The organism is Streptococcus sp. LYSM12, from assembly GCF_004569635.1.
GTDB lineage: Bacteria > Bacillota > Bacilli > Lactobacillales > Streptococcaceae > Streptococcus.
The window spans coordinates 18,804-39,578 of sequence record NZ_SPOZ01000001.1 but is presented as its reverse complement, the minus strand read 5'-3'; the positions used below and the strand labels follow the sequence as shown (position 1 = coordinate 39,578).

The following is a 20,775-nucleotide window of genomic DNA, read 5'->3' as shown; positions in this document are numbered from 1 at the left end:
CTTTCCCTATTTTATAGCTTCAATGCATGTTTCCGCTGGGTCACAAGTGCCAATTTTAATACTGTAGCCCCATCCATTTGACCATAAATATCTTTATCAACGACAGCATAAGGAAGTCCTCTTGGCTCTAGTACAGATTTGATATACTCAAGTTTATGAGCGATTTGTGGTCCGACTAAGACAATATCCCAACCATCAATTTCTTGTTCCAAGGCATCAACTGGAATGGCTGTAAAGTCAAAATCCTTATCGTTTAACACCTCACTCTTTTGCACAACTTTTCGCATATTTTGCATCAACATATTGGTCGAAAAACCACCTGCACAACATAACAAAATTTTCATCATTTTACCCCTTTTCTATTCGTAAATAGCAATCATCGCTTCAATCAAATCTCTGGCAAGCTGGCTAATCATATAATGATCTTGAGCGTGTACCATTAACAAGGTCACCTTTGTATCTTCCTCTCCCATTAACTCCTTGCTAATTAGATTTGTTTGAAGATTATGCGCTTCTAAATCTAATTGCCTCGATTCTTTAATCAAGGCTTTGGCTCTTGCAATATCTTTTTCTTTAAGACATTTCAAGGCTTCAAATGCTTTCGCCTTGCTATCCCCCGAGATAGCAATCATTTTGACAATTTCTACTTCTTCCATACTCTTTCTCCTATCTAAGTAAACGATTGAAATTGGTCACAAACAGCTGCCGAACAATTCATAATCATAGCCCGATACAGATCAATCATCTGATTGATATCTCTCATACTAACCAGAGAATAAGGACAATGTCCATGCCGAACAGGGACAATAGTCACCACTGTAGGCTTTCCTTCATTGACTAGATGAGCCTGACCACCATCTGTCCCTCCTGATGAAAACATATCTAACTGCAAGGGAATCTGATACTGGCTAGCAATCTTTTTAATAAAAGCAATCATCTGTAGATTTGGGGCTAAGGTCCGATCAAAATGGGTCAAAATAGGACCTTTCCCAACTTGTCGCTGATTCAGATGATTTCGGGTTGTCGAATCGCTATACGTCGCCACATCAATCACGAAAACACTATCTGGATTGACCAGTTTCGTGCTCGTCTTTGCCCCTCTAATTCCCACTTCTTCACTACTGGTAAATGCAAAATGAATGGTGATTGGCACTTCTTTGTAGGCAATATCTTTCATTAATTGAGCCATAATATAGCAGGCTATGCGGTTATCCAAGGCCTTGCCCATATACATGGATGTTGGTGCTAACTCTTCAAAGGTGCTATCAAAACAGACCATATTACCGACTTCAATGCCTAGGCTAACCACTTCTTCATAAGACGAAGCACCAATATCACAAATCAACTCTTCCGTCATACTATTGCGATAGCTAGCTGAAACAAAGCCGATAATCTTTTGACCGTCAAAAGTTGTAATCCTCACTTTTTGAAAATGTTGTGCTAGAGGTTTGACACCTCCTACTACCATGAGATACATCAGACCTGTTTCACTAATTGTCCGCACCATAAAGCCAACCTCATCTAAGTGACCACAAATCATGATACTCTTATTCGTTTCTTTGCTTTCTTTGCTAAAAATCAGGCTTCCTAAACCATCATAGCATTTAGTAAAAGGCAATCCATCTAACTCCTGACATAAGACTTTCCTCACTTCTGTTTCGTTACTGGCAATGCTATCTGCATTCGATAGAGCTGCCAACAGTTCAATACTCATACTACTTTCCCTCCAATAATTGTTTCAATGTATAACGAAATTCTGGATAGCTTTCCGTTTTGAGTAGCGCCTCAACCCCTAATGGATTATCCATTAACTTGCTCAGAACCTGAGAAATAATTTGATGTTTTTCAACCTCTCTTTCTTTCAACGATACCATAAAAATAACCTTGGGCTGAAGCCCCTCGGTCTGGACACCATGTGGCAGTAAACAGACAGAGATAATATTGTTTCTCCCTCTCATCTCCATGGGATGCGGTATGGCCACTCCATGAGCATAAATAGTTGACAGATAATCTTCTCTCTCTAAGAGCGATTGCTTATAGCCTCTCTGGTGATTGTGTACTTCTAGCTGACTTGCTAACTCACCTAAAATCTCCCTATAGTCCTCTTTTCCTCTTATGGTAAAAAAACTTGGCGAAAGCCATTCAAGAAAAAGCTCTCCCATAGAACTCGACCTAGACCCGTGAAAAGAATCTAGGTAACTTGCCATTGACAAATCATCTAAGTTTCCTTGAATTTCATCTAGGTGAATGACCGGACATGGCAAGGAAAAGTCCAAGGCCACTATAGAAAAGATCACATCAGGCTGGAATTTCTGAATCCTTTTCTTTTCTAGCAAAGAAAAGGTGCGAATCACAGCATTAGGAAAAATGCGTCTTAGTTTCAAATGAACTAACTGGGCAATACCACCACCCGAGGAACAAATAACACCTATCCTATAGCGCTGCTCCAAGCGCCTTTGTCTCCCTTTCTGATAAGGAACGAGCATATGGGTTGCTAGATAGGCTATTTCCCCAGAGATAATAGTAATCTGATACAGTTCTTCTAGCCACCGGGAAAACTTTAGAGCCTCATTATACATGACAGGATAGTACTTACTGATATGACTAGCATTGGGGTTAACACTGACAATCCCTTTGCGTGAGCGTTCAATTAAGGCCGCAATATGTAGACAAACTACATTTAAAAACTCCTCATCACTGGAACATTCTGTCTGATGAAGTGCATCAAAACCTTGAAAATATTCACCAATTCGCTTTTTCAAGGATAAGGGGCTAGTGTCACGCCGTTGACCAGTCCGAATAGACAAACTATTTTCCAAAAAATCACGCTTCTCCTTAGAAAAGAGTTGCTTAACAGTCTCCAAATCCTGATCCAATACCAATTCTAACTCTTCTGAATCGAGGGAACCTGATGCTATTTCCATACACAAGAGTAAGAGGAATTCCTGCTCTGCAAGTTGCATTTCTGGAATATCTGGAATGTAAGCGCAGGATTGGAACCAATCTGATAACAGTAGACCCAGTTGAGCTTGTTGGGGTTCTGTGAGATATTCTGTCATAAATCTTCGATAACTGTCCTGTTGTAATAGCCAAGCAATTTTTTCTGCTAGAGATGCTCTGACCCGAATACCATAGTGTGCTTTTTTCTCCAGAATCAACCCTTTTTGCTTTAAGGGTTGTTCTAACTTTTTCAAGTCTTTCTTAATCTGACTACTGCTACTACACAATTCATTTGCGAGGAATTGAATTGTAATATAGCTTGAAGAAAGGAGCAACAAGAAGCAGATTTTATCCAAACGCATCTCTTGACTGTCCATAATATCAAACTCTAGGCTGTCAAAATACTGCTGAAATAGGTCACTGTTTGTAATTGAAATACTGTAACCTAACTTCTGCTTTTTAATGACAAATCCAGCCTCAAGTCCATTTAATTGCTTAATATCATTTTGTATCGTGCGCTTAGAAACCTTGAAAGTTTCAGCAAGAGTCTGCTCAGGAGTATAGTCATTGTCCAATAAAACAGCTAATACTAAATCACTTCTCATACGCTCCTCCTAAAACGCTTACATTTTCTATTGCTATTATACCTTGATTTATTAAAATACAAAAGGTGTAAATTTTCCTTTTGTGTTTGAAAAAAGTAGCTGATTGTAACCTATTCAGTAGGGGGACAACAAAATGTATTGTATTACTGTAGAGATAGCAATAGTCACTCCCCTGACTACTATAGTCATTTCGTTTATCTTTTATTACTTCGTTAACTCGCTTTGCCGTACTCTAGTACAGCCTGCAGCTCCTTGCCTAGTACTAAAATAAACTAAAAGACTATACTACCCGAGTCTAAAAAATAGAAAGCGAGGTTATTGATTGTAAGACAACGCAGGCTAAAAAAATAAACAAGGAAAGTAGGCGAAGACCGAACATTTCTTTCATATTTAAGGAAATAGGCTGAAAACCTCTACTGGAGCTTTTCACTCGTCGGATTTTCTATTGTTGCTTTGAGTTTTTAACGGGCTTTGTATCTTGATGTAAGTGAACTTGGGCTAAGCACTGTGTGAAAAAGAGAAACTTTCCTAGTGCTTTAGCACTGCGTCAAGTGTTCCTATTTTCACTATGTGCTTTAAACGCCCTCGTATCTTGGTGTAAGTGAACACGCCCTAAACTCTGTGCAAAAAAGAGACGAAGCCGTTGCGAACTATGTTCGCTTACGGATATGGCTACCTTTAGGTATAAATACTTCTAGCTCCCAAGGTGTGGCTACCCGAGCTTAATAACTAGAAAGCAGAGTCATTGTTTGCAAGACAACGCGGGCTTAAAAGGAAAAGCAGGCGAAGACAGAACATTTCTTTCATATTTAAGGAAATAGGCTGAAAACCTCCACTGGAGCTTTTCACTCGTCATATTTCCTATTCTTCATTCGCTTTTTAAACGCCCTCGTATCTTGAGTAAGTGAACTCGGGCTAAGCACTGTGTGAAAAAGAGAAACTTTCCTAGTGCCTTAGCACTGCGTCAAGTGTCCTATTTTCACTGTGTGCTTTAAACGCCCTCGTATCTTGAGTATGGGGAGCAGATATATCATGCCTCTTGCATCACAAAAAGCAACGGATTTGATGCCGTTGCTTTTTGCGTATCTGAGAAATTACTCTTCCAGCTCTTCAAGAACATTAGCAATCTACTGACGTTCTTTGGGAGCAGGAAAGAACTCGACAGATTGAAATTTTTCCCCACTTCTTACTTTCTAGGTTCGGGATGACACGGTCTAGGAATAGACCGTGTCACTCCCACCCGCACAGTTGATTAGACCAGGTTTAGAGTGTAAACCACAAATACATCTGCAAACACCCGCTGCGCTGAAATGTGGATACAAACTCTGGAAAGTAGAAACGGGCTTTTTTCCCCTGTCTCCTCGGAATTACTGTACTTTTTTATACTGATGAGGATGACGCCAATAGCGTCTTGAACATAGGTCACTACAAAATTGAGTTCGTCTATCTAAAACACCCTCCGTTGTAGTGACTGTTTGATGACACTTTTTACAAATAAATGTTCTACTTTTGTAGTAATTTATTGATGATATTTCTTTCATTGAGAATACCTCCCAAAAGAAATTATTTCTTATACTTTTTACCGCGACCCAGAAACGATACAAATGCTAGTCCCATGACAATCAATCCTGAAATAAGTCCTGTATTTTTAGCACGTTCTCCTGTTTCAGGTAACTGTTTGTTTTCCATTTGATGTTGAACCTGAGGGTAAACTTGGGTCGAAGTTTCATTGTTAGAATCCTTGTTCATTGGAAGTGTATTTTGAAGTGTTGGAGAGGGTGACAGGAGTTCTTTTGTTCCGATTTCAATCACTTCATTCACCACTGGAGTTATCATTTCACGTCTTACTTCTGTACGGTTTGTCACTTTTCCGTCTGTATAAGTAACTTGATAGATAATCCTTTCAACTCCATTTTGTCCTAATGTTTTAACTCGTTTTTCACCTTTTGGCAATTCAAGATTTTCTTCATATACAGTCGTATAAGCGATTGCTTCTGTGTTTGTCTCTGTTTTAATCTCGATTACAGAAATTACCCTTGCTTCCTTAGTCCCTACTTCAATGATTTCATCAACCGCTGAAGTGGTTACTTCGCGTTTTATTTCTCTGCGTCCTGTCACTTTTCCGTCTGTATAAGTAACTTGATAAGTGATGGTTTCAACACCTTCTTTACCAGATGTTTTAACTCGTTCCACATCTTTTGGCAAATTAGGATTTTCTTCTCTCACTTTATTATAAGGAATTGAAGCCAGCACCACTTCTTCCTTAATTTCTACTTTCGGATCTGCTTTTGGTTCGTCCTTAGGATCCGCTGGAGGATTCTCATTTGGATTGTCCTTAGGATCTACCGGAGGATTCTCATTTGGATTGTCCTTAGGATCCACTGGAGGATTCTCATTTGGATTGTCCTTAGGATCTACCGGAGGATTCTCATTTGGATTGTCCTTAGGATCTACCGGGGGATTTTCATTCGGATTATCCTTAGGATCTACTGGGGGATTCTCGTTCGAATTGTCATTTGGATCTACTGGGGGATTCTCATTTGGATTATCCTTAGGATCCACTGGAGGATTCTCGTTCGAATTGTCATTTGGATCTACCGGAGGGTTCTCATTCGGATTGTCCTTAGGTTGGTCTTCACTTTCGTTCTTCTGTTCAGCACGTGCCTTTAATGCTTGGTATCGTTGAATCAAGGGAAGTAACATAGCCTTGCCTTCATCACTGACAACCGTACGTTGTGCCGACTCATACGCAGCTTGTGAATCTTCAATTGATATTTCAATTAATTCTTGTTCCCCTTCTTTTAAATCGTCCTCAAATTGATCTAAGGCATCTTTAAACTTAAGAATCGCATTCTTTTCAGCAACACTCATAATCGCTTCATCAGGTTCTGGTTCTTCAGCCTGAGCAAATGCTACTGTTGGTTGTAACGAGGATAAATGGCTGGTTGCAAGTCCAAGACTATTAATAATTAGGACTGCACCACACATTTGAGCTATTTTTCTCTTTTTCATAAAAATCCCTTTCTAGATTACTTTAAAGTGTAGGAGGGAGATTCCCTCCTATACTAGATTAATTGTATTTCTTCTTCCTAAGCATTAGAACGATAATGAATAGATTAAATACCACAATAGAAACAATTTCCAACTGATGCGTATTCGTAGAATTTGTCTTAGGTAAAATCTGTTGTGTGCTTGGTGATAATGGCTCGGGCTCACTAGGTGTTGGAGATGGTGGTATCGAACCTTTCGGTAGTGGTGGTTGAGGTACTGGTATGAATGGTTTTTTCGGTACCACTTTAACCATGTTGGTTCGTTTTTTAGTCTTTGGATCATGGTTGAAAGTAACATCAGCTGTATTCTCAATACCATTCGCATAAATCTCATCACTTAAGGTAGATGAATCTTTAATAGAGGAATAGATAATCAATCTTACATTGCTACCACGTAAAACTTCTAGAATATCTGCATTCTCAATATCCACTTCTACATACTGCCCATCAACTGTCACCTTGGCAATTTTGGATAGTCGCTCTAGATCCAACTCACCTTTTTCATTGGTATTCGTCAATACTGCAATAGCCTTATCTATTTTTTCAAGTTTTGCTGTCAACATCTCAGCTTCTCTCTGGAGATTCACTTTATCTGCTGCAGAAGTTACTGAGCTATTATCTCGTTCAGCCTCTACTTTTTCAAGTTCAGTCTGAGCTACTTTCAATGCTTCTTCTAATGCGACAATCTCAGCTTTTAGCTTAGCTTCTTCCTCATCTTCAACCTGTTTCGGTTCAGGGTTTAGCTCTTCCGTATCTGGTCTTTCCCCTGATTCTGAGCTTACCTTATCACCTGCTGTTTTGTCCAAAACAGTATCTTCTGGTTTTTCTTCTAGCATTTCTGAAGCATCCATAACTGGCTCTGGGTCTTTTGGATTGCTTGCTACATTTTGAGCTGCTTTTTCTTCTAGCCATTTTTCCAAATTAACTTTTGCAATCTCTAGCTGATTTGTCAACTCTTGGACTTTCTCCTTAACTTGACGCGCAACATCAACTGTTCCAACATTGCTAGTCCGAGCGTTCAACTCTTCTAATTTTTTATTCACTTCATCTAGTTGATCTTGAACGGACTGCTTCATTTGAGCAAACTTAGGTTGTTCAATTTTAAAGGCAATAGCATCCACCTTCAAGAGAGCATCCAAGGTATCCGTTATCATGAAGCTAGTCAGTTCTGTTTTTTCGTTTACTTTATCTTCTGGAATTGTAGTGACAATATCAAATCGGAACAAATCTGTTACTTGCTCTAAGTCCAGACGACTTGCTTGCTCTGCTCCATCAACACGACTTACTGTCTTGTAAGGCTCTCCTGGTATTGGTGGTTGAGGAGTATCTGGTAGAGGTGGTGGAGTTACCGTTACAGGTTTCGTTTCTTTTTGCCCATGAATTCCATTACTATTAACAAAATCTAAAGAAGCAACATTCAAAACTTTCATGTCCACATAAGACGCTAAATCTGCATCAGCTTTAATCTTAGATAAGATATAGACTTGGATTTTACTAAATCCTTCTAAACGTTTGAAATCCTTAACAGAAACAGTAATTTTACGTCCTTCTGTATGAACGTCCAAAACATCCGCAGCATCGTATCCATCAACGTAGGCAACTGGTGTCTCAACTAGTTCCAAAGCGGCATCTAATTCATCGGATACTACAAATTCTTTATAGAACTTAATATCACTTGGAATAGCAACCGTCACATTATACATATAGGTCTGTTCCCGCTCTACATCTAGATGTTCCAAGTTATCATTGATTTTTTTATCAATCTCTGGTTCTGTTGGAGTTGGCGGAATGACAGGAACTTCATTGGACTCTTTCACCAGTTCAGGTTGGTGTGGGAAGCCTGCAACATAAGAAGCCGTATTCGGTACACTGATCTTCTCTTTCGTTGTGTAATCTGAAAGATTGGCACCGTCTTTAATCTTCGCTTGGAATGTTAGGATGAGTTCTTGACCTCCGTTAGCCTTAACTTGCTCCTCTGTAAGCTGGGCAGTGACGGTCTGGCCCTCGATACGAATGTGATTGGTATCAAGCGCCTGACCTTTGAGGGTCGCTTGAGGGCTACCTCCCACAAATTCGAGAACATCGACAAGCGTATCTTTGACTGAAAAGGCGGTCGCATCGAGTGGAACTCTGGTTTTCACATGATAGGTGAAGACCTCATCACGACTTGCCAGTGTTGCAGCAGCTTTACCATTGACATCCTTTTCAATCGTTGGCTCTTCTGGTGTTGGAGGAGTTACAGGAACTTCATTGGACTCTTTCACCAGTTCAGGTTGGTGTGGGAAGCCTGCGATATAAGAAGCTGTATTCGGTACACTTGTCTTTTCTTTGGTTGTGTAATCTGAAAGATTGGCACCGTCTTTAATCTTCGCTTGGAATGTTAGGATGAGTTCTTGACCTCCGTTAGCCTTAACTTGCTCCTCTGTAAGCTGGGCAGTGACGGTCTGGCCCTCGATACGAATGTGACCTGCATCAAGTGCTTGACCTTTGAGGGTCACTTGAGGGCTATCTCCTGCAAATTCGAGAACATCAACAAGCATATCTTTGACTGAAAAGGCGGTCGCATCGAGTGGAACTCTGGTTTTCACATGATAGGTGAAGATTTCATCACGACTTGCCAGTGTTGCGGCAGCTTCTCCATTGACATCCTTTTCAATCGTTGGCTCTTCTGGTGTTGGAGGAATAACAGGAACTTCATTGGACTCTTTCACCAGTTCAGGTTGGTGTGGGAAATGAGCCACATAAGAAGCTGTATTTGGTACACTTGTCTTTTCTTTGGTTGCGTAATCTGAAAGATTGGCACCGTCTTTAATCTTCGCTTGGAATGTTAGGATGAGTTCTTGACCTCCGCTGGCCTTAACTTGCTCCTTTGTAAGCTGGACAGTGACGGTCTGTCTTTCAATCTGAATTTGCTTGGTATCAAGCGCCTGACCTTTGAGGGTCGCTTGAGGGCTATCTCCTGCAAATTCGAGAACATCGACAAGCGTATCTTTGACTGAAAAGGCGGTCGCATCGAGTGGAACTCTGGTTTTTACATGATAGGTGAAAACTTCATCACGACTTGTTAGTGTTACAGCAGCTTCTCCATTGACATCCTTTTCAATCGTTGGCTCTTCTGGTGTTGGAGGAGTTACAGGAACTTCATTGGAGTCTTTCACCAGTTCAGGTTGGTGTGGGAAGTGAACTACATAAGAAGCTGTATTTGGTACACTTGTCTTTTCTTTTGTTGCGTAATCTGAAAGATTTGCACCGTCCTTAATCTTCGCTTGGAATGTTAGGATGAGTTCTTGACCTCCGCTGGCCTTAACTTGCTCCTCTGTAAGTTGGGCAGTGACGGTCTGGCCCTCGATACGAATGTGACCTGCATCAAGTGCTTGACCTTTGAGGGTTGCTTGGAAACTATCTCCTACAAATTCGAGAACATCGACAAGCGTATCTTTGACTGAAAAGGCGGTCGCATCGAGTGGAACTCTGGTTTTCACATGATAGGTGAAGACCTCATCACGACTTGTTAGTGTTGCAGCAGCTTCTCCATTGACATCCTTTTCAATCGTTGGCAACTCTGGTGTTGGCGGAATGACAGGAACCTCATTGGAGTCTTTCACCAGTTCAGGTTGGTGTGGGAAGTGTGCCACATAAGAAGCCTTATTTGGTACACTTGTCTTTTCTTTGGTTGTATAGTCTGAAAGATTGGCACCGTCCTTAATCTTCGCTTGGAACGTTAGGATGAGTTCTTGGCCTCCGCTGGCCTTAACTTGCTCCTCTGTAAGTTGGGCGGTGACGGTCTGGCCTTCAATCTGAATTTGGTTGATATCAAGCGCCTGACCTTTGAGGGTCGCTTGAGGGCTATCTCCTGCAAATTCGAGAACATCGACAAGCGTATCTTTGACTGAAAAGGCGGTCGCATCGAGTGGAACTCTGGTTTTCACATGATAGGTGAAGACCTCATCACGACTTGCCAGTGTTGCAGCAGCTCCACCATTGACATCCTTTTCAATCGTTGGCTCTTCTGGTGTTGGCGGAATGACAGGAACCTCATTGGAGTCTTTCACCAGTTCAGGTTGGTGTGGGAAGTGTGCCACATAAGAAGCTGTATTCGGTACACTTGTCTTTTCTTTGGTTGTGTAATCTGAAAGATTGGCACCGTCCTTAATCTTCGCTTGGAATGTTAGGATGAGTTCTTGACCTCCGCTGGCCTTAACTTGGTCCTCTGTAAGTTGAACAGTGACAGTCTGGCCTTTGATACGAATTTGATTGGTATCAAGCGCCTGACCTTTGAGGGTCGCTTGAGGAGCGCCACCTACAAATTCGAGAACATCAACAAGCGTATCTTTGACTGAAAAGGCGGTCGCATCGAGTGGAACTGTAGTTTTCACATGATAGGTGAAGACCTCATCACGACTTGCCAGTGTTGCAGTAGCTTTACCATTGACATCCTTTTCAATCGTTGGCAACTCTGGAGCTGGCGGAATAACAGGGACTTCATTGGAGTCTTTCACCAGTTCAGGTTGGTGTGGGAAGCCTGCAACATAAGAAGCTTTATTCGGTACACTTATCTCCTCTTTCGTTATGTAATCTGAAAGATTGGCACCGTCCTTAATCTTCGCTTGGAATGTTAGGATGAGTTCTTGACCTCCGTTAGCCTTAACTTGGTTCTCTGTAAGTTGAACAGTGACGGTCTGGCCTTTGATACGAATTTGATCGGTATCAAGCGCCTGACCTTTGAGGGTCGCTTGGGGAGCGCCACCTACAAATTCGAGAACATCGACAAGTGTATCTTTGACTGAAAAGGCGGTCGCATCGAGTGGAACTGTAGTTTTCACATGATAGGTGAAAACTTCATCACGACTTGCTAGTGTTGCAGCTGCTTTACCATTGACATCCTTTTCAATCGTTGGCTCTTCCGGTGTTGGAGGAGTTACAGGAACTTCGTTAGAATCTTTACTTGTATTTGGACGATGATCAATCGTATACTTAGCTGTATTTGGAATAGTCGTTTGACCTTCTACAGCATAAGCAGCCAGATTAGCTCCTTGCTTAATCTTTGCTTTAAAAGTGACAACAATTGGTTTGCCACCATTCGCTTTTACAATATCTTCTGGGAAATCAACTTGGAGATTTTGTTCCTTTGCCACAATCTTCGCAGCTGTTTCTTTACCCTCAAGTGTTACACGGACTGGCTCATTTTCAACTGCAAACTCAAGAACGTCTTCTAATCGGTCTGTGATTGTAAACGCAGTAGCATTCAACGGCATGGAAGTTTCTATTGAATATGTAAACTCTTCATCACGTTTTGCAAGTGTCGCAGAAGCTAGCCCGTTGACCTTTTTCGCAATATCTGGAGAATTTGGTGACGGAGGAGTTATCGTAACAGGATCTGTATCTTTTTTGGTTTTAGGATCATGATTTATCACGTAACTTGCTGTATTAGGAATGAGTGCCTTATCCTTTGTCTCATTTGGATAACGCTTCACTAGCTCGTCTACTGGTAAACCATTTCCAATTTTCGCTCCAAACATCACTTGAACACTTTGATTTGCATATGCTTCAACCTGCTCTTTATTGAACGATACAGTTAGCGTTTGTCCTTCTTTTTGAACCGCTACCCCTTGGATTTCTTTCCCACCAACTTTGACCACTACATCTCCCGCAAAGCTTACTTCGTTAACCAGAGTATCTGTGATTTCGAATTGGTTGGCAAGACTTGGAATCTTCGTATCAATTATGTAGGTAAATTGTTCAGAAAGGCTTCCTAAATCCACATGCTGCTTATCGTTTACTTTCTTATCAATTGGAGGTGGCGTAACCGTAACGGGCTTACTTTCTTTCTCACCTGCTTGATCTTGTTTATTGACATACGAAAGTTTCGCTGTATTTGGAAGTGCTTCAGCCTTTGTGCCGGATTTGATTTTTGCTGGAATAACCAATTTTACAGATTGATTGCCCAAGTTACCTGCCTTAGCAATATTCTTCATTGTGGCAGTAACTGTTTGCCCTTCCACTTTTATATCAAAGAATTTTGCTGCTTCACCCTCAATAGATGGTGCTATAGAGGTGAACTCTAAACGGGAATCAAGTGTATCTGTGATGACATACGATTTATATTGGGCAATATCATTCGGCAGTTTACTTGTAATACTGTAGCTGTATTCTTCTTGAATTCCTACCGTTGCTTCTGTCAATGTATCGTTAATCTTCTTATCAATGGTCGGATCCGTTGGCGGAGTGACCGTGACAGGAGGTGTTTCTTTCTCACCTGATGTGTCTGACTTGTTGGTAAATTGAATTCTAGCTGTATTTGGTATATTAGCAGTCACGACACCAGCTTTAATGTGCGAAGGAATGACTAATTCAACTTCTTTTTCTGCTAGAGTTACTGCATTCTTGAAATCTTTCATGGTTGCAGTAATGGTCTGTCCTTCTACTTTTACATCAAAGAACTTAGCAGCTTCACCTTTAATGACTGGTTTATTACTGTCTGTATTGATAACTTTCAACTCATCATTTACAACATCAGAAATGATAAATTTCTTATAAGAAGTAATATCTGTCGGCAATGCAACCTTTACATTATAGGTGTACTCCTGTTCATTTGCGATATCTAAATGAGTTTGTTTCTCATTGATGCGTTTTGTTACAGGTGGTGACGTGACGTTAACAGGGTTACTTTCAAATTCTTTATCAACATTTTCTTTATTCGTCACATCAAGATGTGCCTTGTTCTCAATCCCTGTAGCACTCACACCTGATTTAATTTTTGATGGAATCTCTAATTCAACCACTGAAAACTTAGCAAGATCAGCAAACTTATCTGCTTTAACAGTAGCTGTTACGGTTTGACCATTCACTCTTACATCAAATAAATCAGCAGCAGTCCCTTTGATTGTAGGCACACCATCAAATTCAAGCTTAGAATCCAATGTATCCTTTATCACAAATTTCTTATACCGACCAATGTCATTGGGAATTGAGCTTGTAATGGTATAAGTATATGGCACATGATCAAAGGTTGTAAACTCTGTCAAAGTATCGTTAATCCGTTTTGATACAGAGGGTTCTGTTGGTTTAGGTGGGGTAACGGTAACCTTATTTGAAGTAAGTGGATCACGTCCATTTAAGATAAGATCAGCCGTATTTGGTACCTTAATAACTCCATTTTTATTATACTTAGAAACATCTGCATTATCTCTAATTTTTGCCTTAAATGTTAAAATAACTTCTGGCAATTCTGATGATTTTCTAGTCACTAAACGGGTAATCGTATCGATAGACTTCTTGTCTAGTTTCACCGAGATTTTTTGACTATCAACCGTAGCAATCAGTCCTTGACGTTCATATGATTTATCGGAAATAGTAACACGTGCACTATTTGGTACTATCTCCAGTTCATCTACGACTGTATCTGTTAGTTCAAAGGAATCAGCAATTCCTGGCCATGGACTCTTTACCGTATAAGTAAATTCTTCAGCAGGAGTACGTAAATCCTCATGTTCTTTATTGTTAACAGCTTTTGTTATCTCCGATTCTACTGGAGGTTTCACATATACTGCATTCGAACGGCGGACAGTATCCCGACCATCTGGTGTTGCTTTCAAGTGTTCCGTTTCATCTGGATGGGTGCTGCCATTCCAAAGAATCGAAGCCTGGTTTGCAAGACCAAATCCTTGGCTATCTTGTAGCAATTTCAGGTAGTCCCTATTTTTCTTATCTTGATACTCTGCTTTCAGACGAACCGTGATTGTCATCGTTGCTTTCTTAAGCAATAAATGTTCATAGGAAGCCTTTTTAGCTGGTACATCTGCCACAACTATTGTCTGTTTGTGACCGTCTGCATCAGATTTTTCAACGGTTCTTGTGTTGTAGGTCTGTCCGCTCGAATCAGAAGCAACTACATCTACAACCTCTAAACGATAGTCCAATGGATCCACAAGCATAACATTGTTTTTGAATTCATATGGCACATTGTTATAGCTATAGTTCACAGTATAGGTAAAAGTTTCGCTAGCTGCATCCAGTAAAGCGCTGTAGGAAGGTTTTTTACTTAATTTCAACGGATCTTCAACACTCCCCAAATCATTTTCTTGATTGCGATCCTTAATTGTTTTGGTAACAGTTGGATAACAATACGCTAATTCTTGCACTTCAACTGTTTGTGGAGTTCTACTTCCTAGCTCTGCTGTTTCGTACTCACCGACTTTAAACTTACCAGTTAACTGTGGAACTTCAACGGTTTCTTTCTTTGGTTTGTAATCTGCAGGAGGATCCACCTCATTTTCTTCATCTACAATTTCAGCTTTTGTAGACCGACTCAAATCATAATCAAACTTATTATCACCTGGATTGAAGACACTATCTGGAACAGAAATTGTGACCTTGCTACCATTTTGTTTGACAGATCCTTGAATTTGCTTTTTAGGATCTTTCACAGTTTCTACTACAGTTTTTCCATTAATACGAACAGCATCAACCGTATAGCCCTCTGTAACCTGAAATTCTCCCTCAACATTTTCTTTTACCAAAGCTTGACCGACAGCTTTTAGTATTTTATCCGCAAAGGCTTTAGCATCTTTTTGTTCATTGACATAGTAACTATTATTAGTCGCTACTTTTTGCAAAGCTTCATGGAAAATTGTCTGTACGGGTCTATTATCACCAATCGAAACACCCGTTCCATTCAGTCCTTTTAGATAAGCAGTTCCGTATGACCCACCTTTAGTAAAGGAGGGTACATCTTCCCAGAAACCTACGACAACTGCACCATCATCTTTGGTATTATCTGCTTGACCTGCTACAAGAGCTTTTAACTTATCGCCTGCCTCTACCAACTCTTTTGCACGATCCAAGTAGTTTTGCCCCGCTTCTGGGATATACCTACTTGCTTCGGGAACGCCTTGGCTTTTAAAATAATTGCTCAAAGCATAGCTCCTATAGTTGCTTCGTTCAATATAGACTTTTCCGTTCTTACGTACCCCATTAGCCACACCGTCTGTGACAAGCAGGAAAACCGTTTTCCGATTGTTCTTCATGTCACCTTTTATTTTATGGTATTCTGCAATCGTATCTTCAATAGCAGGTACAGTCGGTGTTCCACCATTGGTCACAAAAGCATTGATTTTATCATTGATGGCTTTTGTATCATTTAAAAGTCCTGATGCATGTATCTGATACCTATACTTACGGTCTGTTTCTGGAATGTTCTCAACCAAGGTAGAAAAATTACTATCAATATAGCCACCTCTTCGTCCCCTAGTATCAAACAAGTGCTCCCCATCAAGTCCTTGGAAAGTATTGATCATAACTCGGTCAGTTGTATCCTTATCATTTGTAAAAATCAAACGCGGATTCTTAGGATCATATGCATCCAGTGCTACTGGTGTTGTTAACTCTTTCAAAGCCTGCTGTACTTTTCCAATTGTATCTTTGAAAGAACCACTCGTATCCTGTAGAATAACCAAATCAATCGGCTGACGTGGCAAGGTCCATTTGACTTTTTCAGTTTTCTCTATTTTACGCTGACAGCCATCAGATGTAATCGTTGCATTCCCAATCGTTTCTACTTTTAGAGAGGAAGATGTACTTTCCGCACTAACCGATAACAATTGGAAAATTCCTATAGGTATTAATAATGATAGTCCTAGTAGTAAGATTAATACCTTTTTTACTATATTTTTCATGTTTAACGTGACATACTAAGCTAGCAATCTAGCTTCTTTGTTGCCTCTCCCTTCTTTTTTCTTCACCTATTAAAATTACAAGATTGTTTTGAGCTGAGCTTCTAGCGATGCTTCATCTTGAAAACGAATCACTACCTTTTTCACTTGTTGATCTTTATCCACAAAATACATCGTTGGAATAGATTGGACCTTTAAAGAATCAGCTGCCTGTTGACCATTATCATAGTAATAAGGAAAATGAAACCCCTCCTGTTTGATATAGTGGTCAGCCTGTTCTTTCGTCTCCATTTTAGGATCGCTTAAGTTGATCATGACAAAGTTCACTTTATCACCATATTTTTTATAAACTTCTTGAACCACTGGTAACTGCTTTTGACAATCTGGACACCAACTAGCCCATTCTACAATGAGCATTGGCTTATCAGAAAAGTCTGCCTCTGTCTTATGAAGTCCATTTTTGTCGATTACCCTAAATTCTGGAATCCTGCTTCCTTCTAGTTCTAAAGCTGAATTAGAAAGAGGTATCATCTGTTCTTTCGTTTGACTGAGATCTGGTGATCTTACTAGATGATAGGATGCCCAAATACCTGCAGTAACAATCAAGCCTACTATTAAGAATGGCAACCACCATCTATCTTTCCATTTCATCTCATTATTCCTCCCTTGTAATATCAATATCTGTCATCATATTCCCTCCATCCCAACCCTTATTCAATGTCACTGAAACACAAGAATACCGTCCGTTTATCTTTCATCTTTTCTCCCTCTTTTCTAAATTTGTTTCACCAACAATTCTCTCGTTGAGACACTCTTATAGTGCTCTATAAAAATCAACATCTGGCCAGTTTTCACAATGTAGAATAATTGCAAAAACGTAGAGATAAGATAGCAAAGCTCCCCTCCCCTAAACCGAAAGTGGAACTTGAAGTTTCACAATGTAAAGATCCGTGGAAGAGTTGATTTTTGTCGAGTATAGCCTTTTAGTTTATTTTTTAGTACTAGGCAAGGAGCTGCAGGCTGTACTGGAGTACGGCAAAGCGAGTGAACGAAGTAATAAAAGATAAACGAAATGACTATATAACCTATATCAGAAGCATCTTAACAAGCATATATATCCTTATTTTTAAAGCTATAATATGCATATATTAATATATGTACTGTTGTAAAAATACATAGCTATCATAGGTTATTCTTGCTTTCTATACAAAGACTGTTAGTTATAAGGTTTGACTAGTAGTCAAACCTTTGATATACGTAGTATATCAAAGACTCATATATTTATGCTCTTCTTGCGTGTTTTCCTATCTGATAGTAACTAAAAATTGTACAGATAACCTCATCTATAGCCTTTACCAAAAATCCACTGAGCTTCTTTTCTGATTTTTAAACAGTAACCCCAAAAGTTTGTCTTCTTTACTATAGAAGAGAACGTATAGAGAAAACTAAGACAAAAACCATGCTCAAACCGTGGCTATCCTGTATCGTCTATATACCACCTAGTTACAGTCTAATAGACAATCCCCTCCACATTCTCCTTTTCTCGCTCGTGAACACCTAGAACCAACTTGCTAGAACTTTAACAAGCTCGTGAAAAAACAGTTCACTAGATTGAACACAGGTGACTGCTTCATCATGCGTAAAAAACAGTTCACTAGATTGAACGCAGGTTACTGGTTCGTGATGCGTAAAAAACAGTTCACTAGATTGAACACAGGTAACTGCTTCATCATACGTGAAAAAACTGTCCACTGGACTGAACGCAGGTCGCTGCTTCATGATGCCTGAAAAAACAGTTCACTAGATTGACCATAGGTGACTGGTTCATCATGCGTGAAAAAATAGTTCACTAGATTGACCACAGGTGACTGGTTCATCATACGTGAAAAAACTGTCCATTGGACTGAACGCAGGTCGCTGCTTCATCATGAGTGAAAAATAGTTCACTAGATTGACCACAGGTGACTGGTTCATCATACGTGAAAAAACAGTACACTGGACTGAACGCAGGTCGCTGCTTCATGATGCATGAAAAATAGTTCACTAGATTTACCACATGTGACTGGTTCATCATGAGTGAAAAAACAGTCCATTGGACTGAATGCAGGTCGCTGCTTCATGATGCGTAAAAAACAGTACACTAGATTGAACACAGGTGGCTGGTTCGTGATGCGTGAAAAACAGTTCACTAGATTGACTACATGTGACTGGTTCATCATGAGTGAAAAAACAGTCCACTGGACTGTTTTTTTATGCTATACTAATCTATAGAATACTAAAGGAGGAATCTATGATAAAATTACTTGCCCTTGATATGGACGGTACTCTGCTAAATAGTCAGAAACAGCTGACTGAACCACAAATTAAAGCAATTCACAAGGCTGTTCAAAGTGGTGTCAAGCTAGTCCTTTGTACTGGGCGAATGTTGACGGGTGTTAAACCCTATTTTAACCAGTTGGGACTGGATGCAGAAAATGAATACGTCATTGTCAATAATGGCTGTTCAACCCATCAAACAAGTGACTGGAAACTTATCGACTGGGCTGAACTATCACCTGAACAAATCGAATACCTCGCAACTTTCCTACCAGAAAGCTCCATGCAATTAACCTTATTCGACGAGGAACACTACTATGTCCTTGAAGACGAACCCAACCAATACTCACACGCCGATGCCAAGCTGGTCTACGTTGAACCGACTATTTTAAGCATGGAGAATGCCACCAACCAGACCCGTCACCTTTTCCAAGCCATGTTTGTCGGTACACAGGAAGCAACGGATGCTTTTGAAACCAAACATGCATCAACGCTTAGCGAAAACTTTGATGTTGTTCGCTCTCAAGCTGTCCTGCTCGAAATCTTACCAGCAGGCACCAACAAGGCGTCTGCCTTGAAAAAACTAGCGGATCATTTGCAGATTTTACCAGAGGAAATTATGGCTATCGGAGATGCCAATAACGACATCGAAATGCTTACATTTGCAGGTCTTTCCATTGCAATGGGCAATGCCAATGATCTCGTCAAATCTCTAGCAGATGATATCACTGATACAAATGATCAAGATGGGGTCGCTAAAGCTATTTACAAACACATTATTGGCGAACATTCCTGAAATATGAACATTCCATAAAATATAAAAGGAGAAAAACATGAAATACCCTACTCTTTTAGACCGCTTCCTTGTCTACGTGAAAAAAAACACACGCTCAGACGAGAATTCAACCACTACACCTAGCACACAGAATCAGGTAGACTTTGCCCAAAATATCCTGCTTCCTGAAATGGAACGTATCGGACTTCAAAATATCCATTATCTACCAAACGGATTTGCAATCGGGACATTACCTGCCAATGATCCCAGTTTGACCCGCAAGATTGGCTTTATTGCCCACATGGATACAGCAGACTTTAATGCCGAGGGTGTAAATCCACAAATCATTGAAAACTACGATGGCAAACCGATTACTCTTGGTACATCTGGCTTCGAACTTCATCCAAAAGACTTCCCTCAATTAAACAATTACCATGGTCAAACCTTGATTACGACAGACGGAACCACCTTGCTTGGAGCAGACGATAAGTCAGGAATCGCTGAAATCATGACAGCCATTGAGTATCTGGTAACACATCCTGAAATCAAGCACTGCGAAATTCGAGTCGGATTTGGCCCTGATGAAGAAATTGGGGTGGGGGCAGATAAGTTTGATGTAAAAGATTTTGATGTCGATTTTGCCTACACCATGGACGGTGGTCCGCTTGGCGAACTTCAATACGAAACATTTAGTGCTGCTGCTGCCAAGATTGACTTTATCGGACGGAATGTTCATCCAGGTTCTGCTAAAGATCAAATGATCAATGCTTTCCAATTAGCCATTGATTTCCACACTGCTCTTCCAGAAGCAGATCGTCCTGAAAAGACAGACGGTTACCAAGGGTTCTTCCACCTAATGGATATGGCAGGAAGCGTAGATCAAGCACATACATCTTATATTATTCGTGATTTTGAAGAAGCTGATTTCCAAGCCCGCAAGCAGTTGATGTTAGATATTGCAGAAAAGATGAACCAAGAGTTTGATACACCAAGGATTATCGTCAATCTTCATGATCAATATTATAATATGAAGAAAATTATCGAAAAAGACATGACATCAATTACCATCGCAAAAGAGGTCATGGAAAATCTGGATATCAAGCCGATTATCGAGCCAGTCCGTGGCGGAACAGACGGGTCTAAGATTTCGTTCATGGGGATTCCAACTCCAAATATCTTTGCAGGTGGTGAAAACATGCACGGACGCTTTGAATTTGTTAGCTTTGAAACTATGGAAAAAGCCGTTGATGTTATTTTGGGTATTGTTGGACATCGATAAAATAAGAACACTATAAACGCCTTTTATGCCAAAATAGAGAAAAAAACTACTTCTTTCTCAATGGTCTAAGGCGTTTTTTTCACGTGCAACCAAGAGTAGCAAGATGTAAACGAAGCTTTCTTGGCGGAAATCCCCCCAT

The 20,775-nt window shown here is 40.2% G+C and carries 9 protein-coding genes; 2 read left to right on the top strand and 7 right to left on the bottom strand.

The window, feature by feature from the left end; translation table 11 throughout:
- Positions 1-11: 11 nt before the first annotated feature.
- From E4T79_RS00125 to E4T79_RS00095, 7 genes are all read right to left on the bottom strand, one after another.
- Positions 12-344: a PTS sugar transporter subunit IIB gene (locus E4T79_RS00125; protein ID WP_135026822.1), complete on the bottom strand. Its 333-nt coding sequence runs from the start codon at positions 342-344 to the stop codon at positions 12-14.
- 15 nt (positions 345-359) lie between these two features.
- The gene (locus E4T79_RS00120) at positions 360-656 is read right to left on the bottom strand and encodes a PTS lactose/cellobiose transporter subunit IIA (protein WP_135026711.1); all 297 of its coding nucleotides are present in this window, start codon (positions 654-656) and stop codon (positions 360-362) included.
- A 14-nt stretch (positions 657-670) separates the two neighbouring features.
- On the bottom strand, positions 671-1,714 hold the full coding sequence (gene ypdE / locus E4T79_RS00115) for an aminopeptidase (RefSeq protein WP_135026710.1): 1,044 nt from the start codon (positions 1,712-1,714) through the stop codon (positions 671-673).
- 1 nt (position 1,715) lies between these two features.
- The gene (locus tag E4T79_RS00110; protein ID WP_135026709.1) at positions 1,716-3,545 is read right to left on the bottom strand and encodes a PTS sugar transporter subunit IIA; all 1,830 of its coding nucleotides are present in this window, start codon (positions 3,543-3,545) and stop codon (positions 1,716-1,718) included.
- Positions 3,546-5,108: 1,563 nt separating this feature from the next.
- Positions 5,109-6,557 (bottom strand): G5 domain-containing protein, encoded by a 1,449-nt coding sequence (locus E4T79_RS11395; RefSeq protein ID WP_135026708.1) that lies wholly within the window; start codon positions 6,555-6,557, stop codon positions 5,109-5,111.
- Positions 6,558-6,615: 58 nt separating this feature from the next.
- A complete protein-coding gene (locus tag E4T79_RS00100) occupies positions 6,616-16,194 on the bottom strand; it encodes an isopeptide-forming domain-containing fimbrial protein (protein ID WP_228063739.1) in 9,579 nt (3,192 codons plus the stop codon).
- 150 nt (positions 16,195-16,344) lie between these two features.
- Positions 16,345-16,917 (bottom strand): TlpA disulfide reductase family protein, encoded by a 573-nt coding sequence (locus E4T79_RS00095; protein WP_135026706.1) that lies wholly within the window; start codon positions 16,915-16,917, stop codon positions 16,345-16,347.
- Between the two features lie 1,639 nt (positions 16,918-18,556).
- Here E4T79_RS00095 and E4T79_RS00090 point away from each other — a divergent pair.
- Positions 18,557-19,378 carry a Cof-type HAD-IIB family hydrolase gene (locus tag E4T79_RS00090; protein ID WP_135026705.1) on the top strand — a complete coding sequence of 274 codons (822 nt, stop codon included), beginning with the start codon at positions 18,557-18,559 and terminating at the stop codon, positions 19,376-19,378.
- 37 nt (positions 19,379-19,415) lie between these two features.
- Positions 19,416-20,636 carry a peptidase T gene (pepT, locus tag E4T79_RS00085; RefSeq protein ID WP_135026704.1) on the top strand — a complete coding sequence of 407 codons (1,221 nt, stop codon included), beginning with the start codon at positions 19,416-19,418 and terminating at the stop codon, positions 20,634-20,636.
- The last annotated feature ends 139 nt before the right edge of the window (positions 20,637-20,775 follow it).

What these genes read in the sequence shown, in the direction of transcription:
- E4T79_RS00095 (WP_135026706.1), bottom strand. Translation starts at nt 16,917, where the DNA reads ATGAAATGGAAAGATAGATGGTGGTTGCCATTCTTAATAGTAGGCTTG.
- E4T79_RS11395 (WP_135026708.1), bottom strand. Translation starts at nt 6,557, where the DNA reads ATGAAAAAGAGAAAAATAGCTCAAATGTGTGGTGCAGTCCTAATTATT.
- E4T79_RS00090 (WP_135026705.1), top strand. Translation starts at nt 18,557, where the DNA reads ATGATAAAATTACTTGCCCTTGATATGGACGGTACTCTGCTAAATAGT.
- E4T79_RS00120 (WP_135026711.1), bottom strand. Translation starts at nt 656, where the DNA reads ATGGAAGAAGTAGAAATTGTCAAAATGATTGCTATCTCGGGGGATAGC.
- pepT (WP_135026704.1), top strand. Translation starts at nt 19,416, where the DNA reads ATGAAATACCCTACTCTTTTAGACCGCTTCCTTGTCTACGTGAAAAAA.
- E4T79_RS00110 (WP_135026709.1), bottom strand. Translation starts at nt 3,545, where the DNA reads ATGAGAAGTGATTTAGTATTAGCTGTTTTATTGGACAATGACTATACT.
- ypdE (WP_135026710.1), bottom strand. Translation starts at nt 1,714, where the DNA reads ATGAGTATTGAACTGTTGGCAGCTCTATCGAATGCAGATAGCATTGCC.
- E4T79_RS00125 (WP_135026822.1), bottom strand. Translation starts at nt 344, where the DNA reads ATGAAAATTTTGTTATGTTGTGCAGGTGGTTTTTCGACCAATATGTTG.